We start from the raw sequence: 14526 nt of genomic DNA, 5'->3' as shown, positions 1-14526 counted from the left end.
GGTTAGCATTATTTAGTTAGCTAACACTCTAAATTCTTTTTGAGCTATTAAATTACCTTGCTCATCAACTACAGCTACACGCCAATGGCCTGTTTGCGTGTTCATAATATTTTTTGTTGAATAAGTTCTGTAGCGTGGCGAAGTAACATTAAGTGAAATTTCGGCCATTGTTTCACTTTCAAAAGACCAAACATGTTTTACGCGCTGGCCTTGCAGCCCTTTAAGCTCACTAAAAAATGATAACGAACCTTCAAACTGACTTAAACGCACGTCGGCTGCAAACACATTAGTAGGTTCGCGTTTTACTACACTGCGTGTAAGCACTGCGCGGCTTATTTTACTGGTATCAATCTGAGCACCGAGTGCCACGCTAGCAATATGGGCATCTTCAGCAAATTGCTCTGTAACAGGTTGCGAATCAACATTACTCTCTGGCTCTAATGCGATTGTGCCAAGCTCAGAAGTTTGCTCTGACGCAGGTACAGATACTGTTTCACTTGTTGTATCAGCGCTTATTGCATTAGTGATCAACACATCGTTTTTACTGTTATCAACTGTATTCGTTTTTTCAGTTATTGAGTCAACTGTTGATTGGGTTATTGTCGGCTCATCTGAAATTGGCGCAACGGTTACTGACTCAGCGTTTTCAAGTAAGGCATTGGTAATGTCTGCCTCTTGAGTTGTTGGTAGTTGCTCAGCAGGCAATGTTTCAGCATGCTCAGTCTCTATATGCGATTGGTTGCTGGGTGCATTATGTGTTTCGCTTTCAGTTACTTCATCACCTTGTGTGCTATCAGTGATTAAAAGTTCTGTTTGTTCATTGGGATGTGCGCCCTGATCTGCATTTACTGAGCTGGTTAAACCATATATCACAGCCGCAGATGTCATTACTATCAACATAGCCAAACTCACAATTCGACGCCAATGCCATTCATAGCTTACCGTAGGTAGGCTGTTTTGTGGTTCGCGTTTTACATTTGCTTTAATAACTATTTTTTGACTCATATTGACCTCAGCGGCTCCAAAATTAGCTTAAACGGGCAATTAACCATTGGCGAATAGCGTGTAACTCTTCTGCACACACTTGGTGTGCCATTGGGTATTCCTGCCAGCTTACATCCATGTTATGTGCTGTTAATACATCAAATGCACTTTTACCTGCACTCATTGGTACCACGTTATCGTGACTACCATGTGCCATAAATACATTTAAATCGGTATGCTTTGCTTCATCTGTAAATTTATGCGGCGCGCACATATAAGTAGACAGTGCCATAACACCCGCCAACTTTTGTTCAAAGCGCGGAGCTAAGTGAAGCGACACAACACCACCTTGTGAAAAACCAGCCAAAATAATTTTGTTAGCAGGTATTCCGTTGGCTATTTCTGTATTTATTAACGCCTCTACTTTTTCGGCAGACTCCCTCACCCCTTCTTCATCGGCACGTTTATCAAGCTCTATTGACTTAATGTCGTACCAAGAACGCATTTCCATACCACCATTTATGGTGACCGGTTGCACAGGCGCATGTGGGAAAACAAAACGCACGCCCAGCTCGGCTGGTAAATTTAATTGCGGCGCTACAGGGGCAAACCCATCACCCGAATCACCTAAGCCATGTAACCAAATAACTGTCGCTTTATGCGCGCTCTGTGCGGGGTATTGAACAAACTCTAAACTCATAATGATGATTGCCACTTAATTTCTTGGCCAGCTTGGCGAGTTGACGCTTCGTTAATGAATTCCCAAAACTCTGCACCAGAGCGGTTATCAATCCATTGACCGTCACGCATTTCAAAATGGTGACCATTGAATTTAGTTGCTACCCACACTTGATGAAGAGGCGCTTGCTTATTGATGACAATTTTACTCTTATCAGGAAAAATAATTTCTAAAATACCTTGCGCTGATTCGTAATCTAAATCGGCTTCACAATCATCAATTTGCTCTTCAATTGTGAACATAAGAGCTTCGGCTAATTGGTGATATTCGTGTTCAGTCATTGTTGATTCCTTTGCAGGCGGGCCGCCTAATATTGGGTACGTAATTGCGTTAAAAATATGCAGCTAGTGTAACAGGAATAAAATCATCCGCGAATAGCTGCATTTTTTAGATATTCTGTTACTCTGCGATTATAAAGCCAGCAACAATATTAATCTAATGAAAGCGACACATACCTTACAATTAAAAAAACTATTAATTTGCACGGCCCTATTTGGCGCATTAGCTGGCTGCGGACAAAGCGGCCCATTATATTTGCCTGAACAACAGGCCGAGCAAAACCAACCAGAAAACACTATGGTGCCTGCCGCAGAGGCCAAGCAATCTACAACACCAGTAAAACAGGAGCAATAAATGGATTTTTTTAACTATAAAAACAATCAATTGTTTGCTGAAGATGTGAGTATTGCCGCTATTGCTCAGCAATATGGTACGCCTTGCTATGTGTATTCTCGTGCAACGTTTGAGCGCCACTATCTTGCGTTTGCCAATGCGACTAAAAACCATAAAAGCTTGGTATGTTATGCCGTAAAAGCAAACTCTAATATTGCTGTATTAAATATTCTAGCACGCCTTGGTTCGGGTTTTGACATTGTATCTAAAGGTGAGCTGGCGCGTGTAATTAAAGCAGGAGGAGACGCCGGTAAAGTAGTATTTTCAGGCGTTGCAAAAACCGCTGACGAAATAGCGTATGCATTAAAATTAGGGATTAAATGTTTTAACGTCGAGTCGGCCTCTGAATTAGAGCGTATCTCAGAGGTTGCGTGTGAGCTTAACTTAGTAGCGCCAATTTCTATTCGCGTTAACCCCGATATAGATGCAAAAACGCATCCTTATATTTCTACTGGCCTTAAAGAAAACAAATTTGGCATTGATATTCAAACCGCTGTAAGTGTTTATCAACAAGCCGCTGCTTTACCTGGCTTAAACATAATAGGCGTAGATTGCCATATTGGTTCGCAGTTAACCGAAGTAAAGCCGTTTTTAGAAGCGCTCGACAAACTCCTTGCGCTAATAGATGAGCTAAAAAATGTCGGGATAGAATTAAGCCATTTAGACATAGGTGGTGGGTTAGGTGTTCCTTACGACAACGAACAACCACCTCATCCTAGTGAATACGCAGAGCAAGTAACAGCTCGCCTAGAAAACTACCGCCATTTAGAACTTATTTTTGAACCAGGTCGTGCCATTGCTGCAAACGCAGGGGTATTAATTACGCAAGTTGAGTTTATTAAACAAAACCAAAGTAAATTTTTTGCCATTGTTGATGCTGGCATGAACGATATGCTTCGCCCTTCTCTTTATCAAGCGTGGCAAAAAATTATACCTGTGTCGGTTCGTGATGACGATACGCCAACTCACAACTTTGATATTGTTGGCCCCGTGTGCGAAACCGGTGACTTTTTAGGAAAAGACCGAGAACTGGCGCTGAAACAAGGCGATTTACTCGCGCAGCGAAGTGCTGGGGCATATGGCTTTACTATGAGTTCAAACTATAACTCTCGCCCACGCGTAGCTGAAATAATGGTAGACGGTGAACAGCACCATCTTATTCGCGAACGTGAAACCATTGAGAGTCTTTATCAAGGTGAGAAAATTTTACCATAAACGTTTTTGCCAACTAGCTGCTCTGTGGCATGATTACCACAGAGCAAACACGAATTAGAGCGCTATGTTAGTTAATTTTTCCAAAATGCACGGCTTAGGCAACGACTTTGTTGTTATTGATAACATTACACAAAATGTATTTTTATCACGAGATCAAATAAAAAAACTGGCTGATCGCCACTTTGGCATTGGCTTTGACCAATTACTCATGGTTGAAGCACCATACTCTCCCGATCTTGATTTTCATTATCGTATTTTTAATGCCGATGGTACCGAAGTAGAACAGTGCGGTAATGGTGCACGTTGCTTTGCACGTTTTGTGCGTATGAAAGGCCTGACTAACAAACATAAAATTAGTGTATCAACCAAATCGGGTAACTTAACGCTCTATATAGAAAAAGACGGCCAAGTTACGGTTAACATGGGGCATCCTAATTTCGAGCCAAGCAAAATACCGCTCAAAGCCAGCAAACGTGAACTCACCTACATTATAAGGGCTGAAGAACACACCGTATTTAGTGGCGCAGTATCTATGGGGAACCCACACTGTGTACTTGAAGTTGACGATATTGCGACAGCGCAGGTTGATGTATTGGGTCCACTGCTTGAAAACCACGAACGTTTTCCACAACGCGCTAACATTGGCTTTATGCAAGTTATATCGCAAGAGCATATAAAGCTAAGAGTATGGGAGCGCGGCGTAAACGAAACGCTCGCATGCGGCACTGGCGCGTGTGCTGCTATGGTCATTGGCCATATGCAAAGCAAGCTTTCAAGCGCGGTACAAGTCGACCTACCTGGTGGGACACTTCAAATACGTTGGAGTGGAGAAGGTCATCCAGTACGAATGACAGGCCCTGCTGAACACGTATTCGATGGACAAGTCGCGTTATGAGCGAGCTAAATGAAGAGCAAATTACTAGCTACTTACTCGCAAATCCTGACTTTTTAGTTAAACACCCAAACGTGCTTGCTCAGCTAGACCTTCAGCAGCAAGCGCAAGGGGCAACGTCATTAGTTCATATTCAACAGCGCCAATTACGTGAACACAATACGCGTTTAAAAAATCAAATCGAGACAATGAGCCAGCACGCAGTTCAAAATGAGCTCGTATACCGTCTCCTCAGCCAATGCCATCGCCAGCTTTGGAGCCATGACGATTTTGATACCATCGCTAAAAATTTACACGCCATTGTGTGTTCAAATAACGACATAAGTGACTTTAAATTAATAAAATACAGCACTGACTACGATGAGCTTATTGAACACCGCCTCACAAACTCTGGACATTACTTAGGCCGTATTACAGCGCAAGAACGGACTCTATTATTTAGTGATGACACGCAATCTGCGGCTATTTATTTAATTGGTGATGAAAAGCAACCTATTGCCATACTCGCGTTTGGCAGCAACAACGTGAACCATTTTGAACCCGCACAAGACAACCTGTTCGTTTTGGATTTTATTAGTGCCCTGCAGTTAAGGTTACAAAAACTCGCATGAGTGATGATGCGCCTAATATAAGCGAATTAAGTGACAACTGGCGCACACCCATTACGCTATTTAGCGACTACCTAAAATTTGAAAAACAATATTCAGCGCACACTGTAAATCAGTATGTTAGCCAACTTGGTTTTGCAGCCCTTTATTTTAATAAATTATGCGATGACTGGTTTGGCGTACAAGCAGAGCATATTCGCCGTTACAGTATGGCTTTACGCGCCAAACAACTAAGTGGCCGAACCATTAGCTTAAAATTGAGCTGTATCAGAAGTTTATATAAGTTTTTAAAAGCTAAAAATATTGCGCAGCAATCGCATTATCACAATCCTGCTACCGGCATTAAAGGCCCCAAATTTGCCAAGCCTTTACCTAAAAACCTCGACGTTGATCAAATGGCTCGCTTGCTCGAAATTCCTGACGACGACCCTTTGGCAATAAGAGACAAAGCTATGATGGAACTTATGTATTCATCAGGTTTACGTATTAGCGAGTTAGTTGGCGCTAACATGCAAGATATTAATGCCAAAAGTGGCGAAATATTAGTTCGCGGTAAAGGTAACAAAGAACGCCTTATTCCCGTGGGAACAAAGGCATTAGACGCATTAAAAAAATGGTTAACCGTGCGCCCTCAGTTTGCAAAGCCAGACGAGCCAGGTGTATTTTTAAGTAGCCAAAAAAATCGTATTTCAATTCGCCAAGTGCGTTTGCGTATGCAAGAGTGGGGAATAAAGCAAGGTATTAGCTCACAGGTGCATCCGCATAAATTACGCCATTCATTTGCATCACATATTTTAGAATCGTCGGGTGATTTACGTGCTGTACAAGAATTGCTTGGCCACAGTAGCTTGTCGGCCACACAAGTGTATACCCATTTAGATTTTCAGCATTTAGCCAAAGTGTACGACAACACCCACCCGCGCGCTAAAAAACAAACTGATTAGGAAATTATAATGATCCGATTTAATCGTGCAATACGCCCTTTTTCTGTCATGAGCTTTGATTTAGACGACACGCTATACAACAACCACCCAATTATAAAAGCAGCCGTTAGCGCCCAACAAAATTACTTAAATGCATTACCACGCTACCAAGAAAAAGGCCCTCAATACTGGCAACAATGCCGGCAACTTGCCGCTCTGCAACAGCCCGAGCTAAAAGACAATGTAACGCAGTGGCGCAAGCACACATTGCGTTTAGCACTATCAAAGTTAGGATTTACTGAACAAGAAGTAGCACTGCACGCTAGTAACGCCTATAACGCATTTGCCGATGCACGCAGTAACATTGTAGTCAGCGACGACGTATTAGTGCTACTTGATAACTTAGCGCAACATTTTACCTTAATCGCCATAACCAATGGCAATGTTGAAATAGAACGCTTTAATTTACACAATAAGTTTAAGCTAGTGCTACAAGCGGGCATGCACGGTAAAGCTAAACCTCATAGCACCTTATTTGATAAAGCAGCTGCGCACTTAAAAGTCACCAAAAGCGACATACTCCATATTGGTGATAGCTTAGATACCGACGTACAAGGCGCCAATAACACAGGTTGCCAATCAGTGTGGTTAAACGATCAAAACGCTAAGTATAACTACAAAGGACTAGCCGACGTAGAAATCACCAATATTCACGCATTAACGCATTTTATTCATTCATAAACTGCTGTAAATCTTCATAAAACGCGGTAAGAAAATGAGCCTTATATACTGTAATTTTAGAATTTAAACGTGTATAAGGCTCAGCTTTGTCGGCTATAGCAAGTACGTCAACTTGCTTTGACTGTATTATTTTTTCGTAGTTTTCGAATGTTTCAGGCGGGTTAGAGAGCTCACTGTAAAGACTATAAAAATTTGAAATATTGATAGCGCCTTGGTAGTTATTTTGGAAAGTCACTAAATGAGCGTTTTCAAGTAAATCAGTATATTTTTTGTTCTCAACATTAAACTTTTTGTAGTAGGAAGCCATCATACTTGGCACGTTTTTATCTGAAAAGTGATTAAGGTTTAAGAGGGTTTGCTCAGATGTAGATACGCTAAACTTAATAAGCCCATGGCTTACTGGCTTAACTACCTGAGAAAGCAATATATTAATAGAATCGTCTAACAATGCTAGCTGTCTATTAGTTTGCTCACTAGCCTCGACATAAATACCCCCTTCATTTATTACTTTGCTAAGCTTTGACGCTAACTTGGCGAAAATGTTTTTTATATTAATTAAGTCGACCAACAGCATATTAAATTCAATGATGTTCCAATTTTTTGGATCTTGCTCGTGAATCATTGCTATGCGCTTATTGAGTGAATCTTTTTGTTTATCTAGCGTATTTAATTCGATGTATAACTTTTTTAGGTTCACTGCTTTTTTATTTACTTCACTCACAACTTCACTCGCTTGCTTACTGTAAAAAGTCTGCGATGACTTTATTGCATAATTTAATGCGTCGTGAAGTTGGCCTAGACTCAGCGCCTCATTTGCTAATTTTATATTTTCGTTGGACTGAGTAATACTGATGTACTCGTCTTGCCAAGTATCAGATTCGAGAGCACTTAAGTTATGCAGAGAGTTTTGAAGTTTTATTAAATCTTTTTCCTTTTTGGCTGTTTGATACATTTCATTTAATGTATCAGTTTCACTTGGAGTGCAACCAAACAATAATAACGATAGTAAAAAAAGTAATTTTTCATTCTAAGCATATAGTTATATTAATCCTTTTAATTACCGTACTTACATCTTTATCAAAAGGCAAACTCTAAACAATCTCTTTTGGTTGAATGAAATTATCTATAAATGAATAAACATATACGTTACAGTTGACTGCTAAACAAACAAAAGGAATTGATATGCGATTTATCTTATTAGCCCTGCTTTTACTTTGTCACTCTAAAGCCAATGCGGTTGACTTCTTTTTCAAAGACAAAAGCTGTAAGCCTACGTCTGAAACTATTGAAGTAAAGTTAAGCACAAAGCTTTCAAATCTAAACGATAAAACGTCTGAAAAAAGACGACTTAGAAGCAAAGCAATCGAAAAGTACAATAACAAAGGTATAAATGCTGAAAGCGTACATGTTGTAGATCAATTTCAATTAGAGATTTCATCCCGCAAAAATAATTCATCATTTAGTAAGGTCACTGGGCATCTAGATTACGTGGGCTCATTTACACCGTCTAAAAACTGTAATAAACAAAAAGCCATTACCGAAGATATGTTCATCGCGGGGAAACACAAACAAGGGAAAACTCATATTGTTAAAGGAAAAAAATAGAGTTTACGGTAAATATGAGTAACGGACCTAAGTTTAAAGAATTTAATGATATGCGTGTGACACCGTCTTTGTTTTTTGGGCAGCAACTAGGGCAAAGCCTTGAGCAAACACGTTCAGCATTAGGGTTAGCAAGTTTAGAATTAGGCAGTGAAAATAAGAAGATACTCATATACGGCAGAAATCACGCTTTTCACTTTATCGATAGCAAACTTGTAGGCTACCAATTTCACATAAATTTACTTCCTATGATGTTAAACAATGAGTTGCCTTTAACAAATAAAGAATTAGAAATACACTTAGATTCGCATGAGCCCATTAAGTTAAATACAGCATTAACAACTCAACTTATTAGCAAACTTAAACAGAGCTTCTCAAGTATAAATACTGCTACGTACAAAAAAAGTATGACTGAAACACAGCAGCAAATAGCAGGCATTTCGCAAGGTACTCTCGTAAAAAGCATTAAAGGTAATAGTAATTGCTACGGAGGTAATGGTTTAGTTGACGACTATATAAAGAAAAACAGAAGCAATTTTACACTTGAACTATTAAACGCAGATCATGAAAAAATTATCATAACGAACTGCAATGAACTTTTATATGATAATGCTGGCTACATTTCAAAAATAAAACTAATCGAACCTTTTTCAACTAAAAACATTAAGCTAAAAGCGTTAGCTAATTACTTTAAAAAAAGTTCTGCTTGGCAATTTGCGGGCGTTAAATACGAAGGTTTTACAGATTCATTGTCAAGCATAGGTGAGTACGATGAGTTTTTAGATAAAGCAGAGTTTACTTCTGAACTATGGAATGGTTATTTTCATACTTATGATGGCCTGTTAATTAGTGCTGAACTTATGAACAATAACTAAATTTTAAATAGGAATACTTATGTTATTACTCGACTTCTTACAACAGCTGGCTGAGAACCCAAAAAACATTCAATTTACCGATACAATGGCGGTGATTGAAGCCAATTACGATTTTACTGCTTGTGCCTTTAATAACCACGGGTTGCTGAGCTCAGCGAGTGAAAATAACGGTTCATGTAAAATTTTTGCGTTTGCAAAACTCAATGGGCTTAGCAAGCAAAACACTCTTGATTGCTTTGGTAAGTTTTACCGCGATGAGGTGCTTAAAAACCCTAACGGCGACGATCATATGAACATTCGCACGTTTATGTTAGCGCCAGAGGCGACACCATTTTTAGGTGTTACGTTTGAGGGCGAGCCTTTAACAGCGAAGTAACTGGGCTCCGATTAAAAAACTTGAGTTATGTTATAAATTAAAGTGGTTTTTCCATAAAATAGCGGGTGCCGCAAAGTGGGTAGTTATCAAGTTGATACTTTACGCTGTATCCGCGTTTTTCATAAAAAGGTTTTGCTTGAAAGTCGAGAGTGTCTAGCTGGGCTTTTTTAGCGCCTAGCAATATTGCAGCTTGCTCTAATTCTGTGAGCAACTGCCCTGCAAGGCCTTCATTACGAGCGATTTCACTGCACCAAAGCCAATTTATAATTAGCCAATTGCCAAATACGCAACCACTAATACCAGCCATTAGTTCGTTATTATTATCAACAAATTTATAGCCGAGTGGCACTCTTTGCGCATCGAAATGCTTGGCATTAAAATCAACTATTTTATTACGTAAAGTTGAGTTTAACGCATCACTGTTATCAGATTTTAATTGATACATATACCGCTCCTAAAAAAGCGATATTAGCAAACACACTTAATTAAAAAAGATTATTTTTACCGAAAGGCACTTCAAGTAAGTTGCTAGAAGTTTTTTCGGGCTGCCCGCACATTTCATCGTATGCGCTTGTGTGGCGAAGCATCATTTGTGCGTACGCTATTTTTTCAAACCGCTTTTGTACATGCAGCGGGCTTACAGCTCTTACAAATTCGCCGTCTTCCTCTGTTACATAATATTCAACATTATTAATGATCACAGAAACCTGATAAAGCGCCATTTCAAGTGAGTGAACAACTACTTTTTGTAGCGGCTCATGATTTTTTAGTTCAGAAAATTTCATACCCATTTTTGTTCACCTTAATTAAATATCGCTCTATCGATACGCAGCTTTGCTATAATCGCGATCAGTTTTTTATTGCCAACTAACGAGAACACTTTATGAGCACCAAAATCCGCCTTGCTAAATACATTGCTCATGCAGGCGTGTGCTCGCGTAAACAGGCATCGCGTTTAATAGATGAAGGGGTAGTAACGGTAAATAATCGCCCAGCCAATCATATTGATCACGTTGATGAGCAAGACGACATAATAGTTAATGGCAAAGTAGTTAAAGGGGCAGCCGATTTAGTTTATTTTGCGTACCACAAGCCTGTAGGTATTGACTGCAAATTAAATGAAAATGACCCCGCCAGCCTTATTCACCACTTACCTACCCTCACCCGGGTTTACCCCATTGGCCGATTAGATAAAGACTCTCGAGGCTTGCTTATTTTGACCAACGACGGTGACTTTTGTAATCAACTTATTCACCCTGACTTCCACCAGCCTAAACGTTATTTAGTCACGGTAAATAAACCGATTAATAACGCGTTTTGTGAAAAAATGGCTGCAGGTATCCCCGTTGATAAACAAATAACCTTACCGTGTGAAGTAACTAAAATAGCTGACAATCAATTTAGTATTATTTTAAAACAAGGGCTTAACAGGCAAATACGTAAAATGGCGCATTACTGCGGCTTTAAAGTAATTGATTTATTTAGAGTGCAATTTAGCGAACTCGCTCTCTCAAACCTAAACCTACCTGAAAACCACTCCATACAAATTAATAAAGCTGATATTTCGAAAATCTAATACCAAATCGCTTAATTACACCGCAAAAAGTTAAAAAATAACCTTGCAAAAATAGATTACAGGTGTAGTCTTCAATTAAAGATTACATTTGTAGGCAATAAAATGATTGAGTTATCAAAAGCAGAGTTCGACGTGCTTGATGCGCTTTGGATTAATTACCCTGCCACCGCGAGCCAAATTATTGAGCGCTTAAGCGATGATAAGCAATGGCACGAAAAAACCATTAAAACCCTACTGGGTCGATTAGTTAAAAAAGGCGCACTGACCTTTGAAAAAGACGGCCGCCAATATATTTATACTCCCTGTATGGAGCGCGCCGACTACACCCTCAAAGAGAGCGAAAACTTTATTGAGCGCTTTTTTAGTGGCCGTATAGCGCCGCTGGTAAGCGGGTTTGCTAAATCAGAGCAGCTTTCGCAGCAAGATATAAATGAGCTTAAAAAAGTCATTGATGACTGGGAAAAAAACCAAAAGTAAGGATTAGCTATGGATATTCAAACTGGGTTTAATTGGTTAATTGAGCAACAACTACTATTGAGTATTTTGTTTTGTGGATTTATTTTACTCGAGCGATTTGGTTTAAAAACCCTTGGCGTGCGGTTTGTATACAAGTTAGCGTGGTTAATGCCTGCGGCATTAGTTATCGCTAATTTACCCAATGCGATTAAACCACTGCAAAATAGCAATATTAGCCATTACTTAATTACCCCTAATCAGCCTTTTACACATGAAATGGGTATTAGCTGGGCACTTATGTATGTACTTATTACTGCGGGGTTATTAATAGCTAGTTTTATTACACATACTCGTTTTGTTAAAAGCCTGCAGTTAACTGAGCTAACACACTTTAACCATACACTTACCACAAGTGCTAAAACTTATATCAGCCAACATGTAGCCACACCAATGGTGGTGGGTATTTTTCAAAGCAAGCTAGTACTGCCCAGTGATTATAATACCCAGTTTGATAAAGCCACATTGGCGCTTATTTTAGAGCACGAAAACGTACACATTAAACGCAAAGACAACCTAACAAACGCATTCATGCTGCTACCCACTATTTTACTTTGGTTTAACCCACTCGCTTGGTTTTGTTACGCAAGCATGCGCCGCCTACAAGAGCTGACTTGTGATGAACGGGTACTTGCCAATAAAAACACACAGCAACACATTTTATACAGCAAAGCCTTAGTGAACTGCGCGGCAGCAACGCCCGCAGGACTAATGGCTTATTCACACTACGGAGATAAAAAAACCATGTTACAACGACTTACCAATATAAAGCACAGTGGCAGTAGCTCTCGCTTTGCCAAAGGTGGCTTACTGCTAGTTGCAGCAAGTATTTTAAGCACGCTCGCTATTGCAAAGCAACCACAAACAGAGGGCGCTAAAGAAGAGCATATTTCACCAATAATTCGCATTGAGCCTCACTACCCAGCCCAAGCCGCTAAGCAAGGCATTAGCGGATCTGTGGTGTTAAAATACGATATTGCAGCTAATGGCAGAACAAAAAACATTAGTGTCATTCAATCTAAGCCGTCAGACGTTTTTGATAAAGCAGCCAAGGAAGCCTTGGCAAAGTGGGAGTATAAAACCTCTAGGGCAGGCTTTAATGACGTACTTGTACAGCTCGATTTTGCCATAAACAGCGAGGTTGCACATACCGATTTAATAGAGCGAATTAAAGTATCGCATTAGTGCTGTTGGGTGATACAAGAACACAAAGCAAGCGCCCTTTTAGGCCGCTTGCTTTGTGGTTTTAACAATAAAATTAAATACTCACTACAATCATGGCAATGGCAGTACCTAAGCCAATAAACCATACAAGCGAACGTATAATATCTAAGTTCAACCAATAAAAAATACAATACAAAATGCGTGAGACTATATGAGTAACCGCCAAGGTTTCGGTTATTGCGTTTACCGAGTTAGTACCAAATACCACTGCAATAGCAACAGCAAAAACAGCGAGTGATTCAAAACAATTTTGATGAGCAGCGAGCGTCCGAGCACCAAAGCCAGTTAGTTTTGCTTGTTGCGCCCTAGGATGTTTATTATCGTATCGACCTAATTTTGCCATTGCCATCGCAACCGGCACTTTTGCAAAATAAGGCATTAATACAGCCAATAATGCGCATACTACTAATGTCGTCATAGTTTATTCTCTTATTATAAAATCTGATAATTTGAGCAATACATATACCATACACGCACAAAAAAAGCCGCCAATACGTTTTATGACAAACGCTGGCGGCTAAACAATAACATCACACTTACTATAGCTAAGTTTACTCATAAAGCAGTGCGGCATAATGTCGCAGGTGATGAATATTCACTATCACCTTTAATGCGTCGCTTTAATAATCAAAGATTGCTAACGTAAAGACCTTATTTTTATCGACGAATACCATGACCTGGATCTTTTTCACTTTTTTAGCCGCTTTTATGCAAGCATGGCGAAATGCCCTGCAAAGTAATTTAAGCTCACATGCAAGTGTGGCTGGCGTAACGCTTTCGCGCTTTATTTTAGCCGGCCCCATTGCTGCCTTGTATTTGTACGGCTTGTATCAATATCAAGATACCGCCATGCCTACCTTTAATAATGCCTTTTGGGGATTTATTATTGGCGCAAGTATTATGCAAATACTCGCCACCGGCTTAATGGTAAAACTGTTTAAAATGAATAATTACGCCATAGGTGCAGGCCTTGCCAAGAGTGAAGCCTTAGTAGCGGCTATTTTAGGGGTATTGTTTTTTGGCTCTGCGCTTAGCCTACTTGGTTGGCTGGGTGTATTTTTAGGCGCTATTGCGGTGCTTTTACTTAGCGGTATAACCAGCGTAAAACACTTTGATGCTAAAACAGCGTTACTGGGCCTTGCCTGTGGTACCAGCTTTGCCCTTACATCGCTGTGGGTACGTGAAGCGAGCTTAAACTCAGGGTTATTATTTCCGCACTCGGCTGCATGGGTTTTACTGTTTGTAATAAGCCTACAAACGCTTATATTACTTGGCTATTTATTACTAAAAGAGCCACACACTGTTGGCAAACTTTGGCAATATAAAGGCACTACTGCCGCAATTAGTATTTTTAGCTGTGTAGGCTCTATTGGCTGGTTTAGCGCAATGAGTTTACAGCATGTGGCGTATGTTAAAACGCTTGGGCAGATTGAAGTATTTTTTACTATGCTAATTGCTGTACTTTGGTTAAAACAACCGCTTAAAAAGCAAGACTCAGCAGGCTTAATACTTATAGCCATTGCCGCTATTTTAGTGATGTTACCAAATTGAGAACATAAAAAAGCGCAGGCTTTTACCTGCGCTAC

Annotated in this window: 20 protein-coding genes; 13 read left to right on the top strand and 7 right to left on the bottom strand. The window is 39.9% G+C overall.

All coding sequences use genetic code 11. The features are described 5' to 3' along the window. Positions 1 to 12: 12 nt before the first annotated feature. Genes P20480_RS09585 through cyaY form a run of 3 tightly spaced genes read right to left on the bottom strand, consistent with a single transcriptional unit; the run spans position 13 to position 2004 of the window. Positions 13 to 1005 carry a DUF2914 domain-containing protein gene (locus P20480_RS09585; protein WP_008129466.1) on the bottom strand — a complete coding sequence of 331 codons (993 nt, stop codon included), beginning with the start codon at positions 1003 to 1005 and terminating at the stop codon, positions 13 to 15. A 22-nt stretch (positions 1006 to 1027) separates the two neighbouring features. Next, positions 1028 to 1684 (bottom strand): alpha/beta hydrolase, encoded by a 657-nt coding sequence (locus tag P20480_RS09590; RefSeq protein WP_006792463.1) that lies wholly within the window; start codon positions 1682 to 1684, stop codon positions 1028 to 1030. Beyond that, positions 1681 to 2004: an iron donor protein CyaY gene (cyaY, locus tag P20480_RS09595; protein ID WP_006792464.1), complete on the bottom strand. Its 324-nt coding sequence runs from the start codon at positions 2002 to 2004 to the stop codon at positions 1681 to 1683. The genes P20480_RS09590 and cyaY overlap by 4 nt, the downstream gene beginning before the upstream one ends. A gap of 157 nt (positions 2005 to 2161) precedes the next feature. On the opposite strand from cyaY, the gene lptM reads away from it, so the two are divergent. From lptM to P20480_RS09625, 6 genes are all read left to right on the top strand, one after another. Next, on the top strand, positions 2162 to 2356 hold the full coding sequence (gene lptM, locus P20480_RS09600) for an LPS translocon maturation chaperone LptM (protein ID WP_008129463.1): 195 nt from the start codon (positions 2162 to 2164) through the stop codon (positions 2354 to 2356). Beyond that, the gene (gene lysA, locus P20480_RS09605) at positions 2357 to 3610 is read left to right on the top strand and encodes a diaminopimelate decarboxylase (protein ID WP_008129462.1); all 1254 of its coding nucleotides are present in this window, start codon (positions 2357 to 2359) and stop codon (positions 3608 to 3610) included. Between the two features lie 64 nt (positions 3611 to 3674). Beyond that, positions 3675 to 4505 carry a diaminopimelate epimerase gene (gene dapF / locus P20480_RS09610; RefSeq protein ID WP_033025419.1) on the top strand — a complete coding sequence of 277 codons (831 nt, stop codon included), beginning with the start codon at positions 3675 to 3677 and terminating at the stop codon, positions 4503 to 4505. Beyond that, positions 4502 to 5113, top strand: coding sequence for a DUF484 family protein (locus tag P20480_RS09615; RefSeq protein WP_008129460.1), 612 nt, complete (start codon positions 4502 to 4504; stop codon positions 5111 to 5113). Before dapF ends, P20480_RS09615 begins: the two co-directional genes overlap by 4 nt. Beyond that, complete coding sequence (locus P20480_RS09620; RefSeq protein WP_008129459.1) at positions 5110 to 6054, top strand: tyrosine recombinase XerC; 945 nt, start codon at positions 5110 to 5112, stop codon at positions 6052 to 6054. The genes P20480_RS09615 and P20480_RS09620 overlap by 4 nt, the downstream gene beginning before the upstream one ends. A gap of 9 nt (positions 6055 to 6063) precedes the next feature. Continuing rightward, entirely contained in the window at positions 6064 to 6774 is a 711-nt protein-coding gene (locus tag P20480_RS09625) for an HAD-IA family hydrolase (RefSeq protein ID WP_008129458.1), read from the top strand. Here P20480_RS09625 and P20480_RS09630 read toward each other — a convergent pair. Beyond that, positions 6761 to 7726 carry a hypothetical protein gene (locus tag P20480_RS09630; protein ID WP_008129457.1) on the bottom strand — a complete coding sequence of 322 codons (966 nt, stop codon included), beginning with the start codon at positions 7724 to 7726 and terminating at the stop codon, positions 6761 to 6763. The two genes, P20480_RS09625 and P20480_RS09630, sit on opposite strands and share 14 nt — an antisense overlap. Positions 7727 to 7956: 230 nt before the next feature. On the opposite strand from P20480_RS09630, the gene P20480_RS09635 reads away from it, so the two are divergent. From P20480_RS09635 to P20480_RS09645, 3 genes are read left to right on the top strand one after another with little or no spacing between them, the layout of a single operon-like run. After that, positions 7957 to 8379, top strand: coding sequence for a hypothetical protein (locus P20480_RS09635; RefSeq protein WP_008129456.1), 423 nt, complete (start codon positions 7957 to 7959; stop codon positions 8377 to 8379). Positions 8380 to 8393: 14 nt separating this feature from the next. Continuing rightward, positions 8394 to 9251, top strand: coding sequence for a hypothetical protein (locus P20480_RS09640; RefSeq protein ID WP_008129455.1), 858 nt, complete (start codon positions 8394 to 8396; stop codon positions 9249 to 9251). Positions 9252 to 9270: 19 nt separating this feature from the next. Further along, positions 9271 to 9627: a HopJ type III effector protein gene (locus tag P20480_RS09645; protein WP_008129454.1), complete on the top strand. Its 357-nt coding sequence runs from the start codon at positions 9271 to 9273 to the stop codon at positions 9625 to 9627. Positions 9628 to 9664: 37 nt separating this feature from the next. Here the strand turns inward: P20480_RS09645 and P20480_RS09650 are convergent, their stop codons facing one another. Next, positions 9665 to 10072, bottom strand: a complete 408-nt coding sequence (locus P20480_RS09650) for a GNAT family N-acetyltransferase (RefSeq protein ID WP_008129452.1) — start codon at positions 10070 to 10072, stop codon at positions 9665 to 9667. 40 nt (positions 10073 to 10112) lie between these two features. Further along, entirely contained in the window at positions 10113 to 10418 is a 306-nt protein-coding gene (locus P20480_RS09655) for a DUF6482 family protein (RefSeq protein WP_006792473.1), read from the bottom strand. 92 nt (positions 10419 to 10510) lie between these two features. Between P20480_RS09655 and P20480_RS09660 the strand changes: the two genes are divergently transcribed. From P20480_RS09660 to P20480_RS09670, 3 genes are all read left to right on the top strand, one after another. Next, positions 10511 to 11203 (top strand): pseudouridine synthase, encoded by a 693-nt coding sequence (locus tag P20480_RS09660; RefSeq protein ID WP_008129448.1) that lies wholly within the window; start codon positions 10511 to 10513, stop codon positions 11201 to 11203. Between the two features lie 102 nt (positions 11204 to 11305). Further along, the gene (locus tag P20480_RS09665; protein ID WP_008129445.1) at positions 11306 to 11680 is read left to right on the top strand and encodes a BlaI/MecI/CopY family transcriptional regulator; all 375 of its coding nucleotides are present in this window, start codon (positions 11306 to 11308) and stop codon (positions 11678 to 11680) included. Positions 11681 to 11689: 9 nt separating this feature from the next. Further along, entirely contained in the window at positions 11690 to 12901 is a 1212-nt protein-coding gene (locus tag P20480_RS09670; RefSeq protein WP_008129443.1) for a M56 family metallopeptidase, read from the top strand. A 73-nt stretch (positions 12902 to 12974) separates the two neighbouring features. On the opposite strand, the gene P20480_RS09675 is transcribed toward P20480_RS09670, so the two are convergent. Next, positions 12975 to 13358 (bottom strand): MAPEG family protein, encoded by a 384-nt coding sequence (locus tag P20480_RS09675; RefSeq protein ID WP_008129441.1) that lies wholly within the window; start codon positions 13356 to 13358, stop codon positions 12975 to 12977. Positions 13359 to 13612: 254 nt separating this feature from the next. Here P20480_RS09675 and P20480_RS09680 point away from each other — a divergent pair, with 254 nt between their 5' ends. Next, positions 13613 to 14491, top strand: coding sequence for a DMT family transporter (locus tag P20480_RS09680; RefSeq protein ID WP_193371872.1), 879 nt, complete (start codon positions 13613 to 13615; stop codon positions 14489 to 14491). Positions 14492 to 14526 lie beyond the last annotated feature (35 nt).

Source organism: Pseudoalteromonas sp. BSi20480 (genome assembly GCF_000241365.1).
Lineage (GTDB): Bacteria > Pseudomonadota > Gammaproteobacteria > Enterobacterales > Alteromonadaceae > Pseudoalteromonas > Pseudoalteromonas marina.
This window is presented reverse-complemented; position numbering and strand designations above follow the sequence as displayed.

What these genes read in the sequence shown, in the direction of transcription:
- P20480_RS09645 (WP_008129454.1), top strand. Translation starts at nt 9,271, where the DNA reads ATGTTATTACTCGACTTCTTACAACAGCTGGCTGAGAACCCAAAAAAC.
- P20480_RS09675 (WP_008129441.1), bottom strand. Translation starts at nt 13,358, where the DNA reads ATGACGACATTAGTAGTATGCGCATTATTGGCTGTATTAATGCCTTAT.
- P20480_RS09630 (WP_008129457.1), bottom strand. Translation starts at nt 7,726, where the DNA reads ATGTATCAAACAGCCAAAAAGGAAAAAGATTTAATAAAACTTCAAAAC.
- lysA (WP_008129462.1), top strand. Translation starts at nt 2,357, where the DNA reads ATGGATTTTTTTAACTATAAAAACAATCAATTGTTTGCTGAAGATGTG.
- P20480_RS09590 (WP_006792463.1), bottom strand. Translation starts at nt 1,684, where the DNA reads ATGAGTTTAGAGTTTGTTCAATACCCCGCACAGAGCGCGCATAAAGCG.
- P20480_RS09635 (WP_008129456.1), top strand. Translation starts at nt 7,957, where the DNA reads ATGCGATTTATCTTATTAGCCCTGCTTTTACTTTGTCACTCTAAAGCC.
- P20480_RS09665 (WP_008129445.1), top strand. Translation starts at nt 11,306, where the DNA reads ATGATTGAGTTATCAAAAGCAGAGTTCGACGTGCTTGATGCGCTTTGG.
- P20480_RS09585 (WP_008129466.1), bottom strand. Translation starts at nt 1,005, where the DNA reads ATGAGTCAAAAAATAGTTATTAAAGCAAATGTAAAACGCGAACCACAA.
- cyaY (WP_006792464.1), bottom strand. Translation starts at nt 2,004, where the DNA reads ATGACTGAACACGAATATCACCAATTAGCCGAAGCTCTTATGTTCACA.
- P20480_RS09660 (WP_008129448.1), top strand. Translation starts at nt 10,511, where the DNA reads ATGAGCACCAAAATCCGCCTTGCTAAATACATTGCTCATGCAGGCGTG.
- lptM (WP_008129463.1), top strand. Translation starts at nt 2,162, where the DNA reads ATGAAAGCGACACATACCTTACAATTAAAAAAACTATTAATTTGCACG.
- P20480_RS09680 (WP_193371872.1), top strand. Translation starts at nt 13,613, where the DNA reads ATGACCTGGATCTTTTTCACTTTTTTAGCCGCTTTTATGCAAGCATGG.
- P20480_RS09640 (WP_008129455.1), top strand. Translation starts at nt 8,394, where the DNA reads ATGAGTAACGGACCTAAGTTTAAAGAATTTAATGATATGCGTGTGACA.
- P20480_RS09650 (WP_008129452.1), bottom strand. Translation starts at nt 10,072, where the DNA reads ATGTATCAATTAAAATCTGATAACAGTGATGCGTTAAACTCAACTTTA.
- dapF (WP_033025419.1), top strand. Translation starts at nt 3,675, where the DNA reads ATGTTAGTTAATTTTTCCAAAATGCACGGCTTAGGCAACGACTTTGTT.
- P20480_RS09655 (WP_006792473.1), bottom strand. Translation starts at nt 10,418, where the DNA reads ATGGGTATGAAATTTTCTGAACTAAAAAATCATGAGCCGCTACAAAAA.
- P20480_RS09625 (WP_008129458.1), top strand. Translation starts at nt 6,064, where the DNA reads ATGATCCGATTTAATCGTGCAATACGCCCTTTTTCTGTCATGAGCTTT.
- P20480_RS09615 (WP_008129460.1), top strand. Translation starts at nt 4,502, where the DNA reads ATGAGCGAGCTAAATGAAGAGCAAATTACTAGCTACTTACTCGCAAAT.
- P20480_RS09620 (WP_008129459.1), top strand. Translation starts at nt 5,110, where the DNA reads ATGAGTGATGATGCGCCTAATATAAGCGAATTAAGTGACAACTGGCGC.
- P20480_RS09670 (WP_008129443.1), top strand. Translation starts at nt 11,690, where the DNA reads ATGGATATTCAAACTGGGTTTAATTGGTTAATTGAGCAACAACTACTA.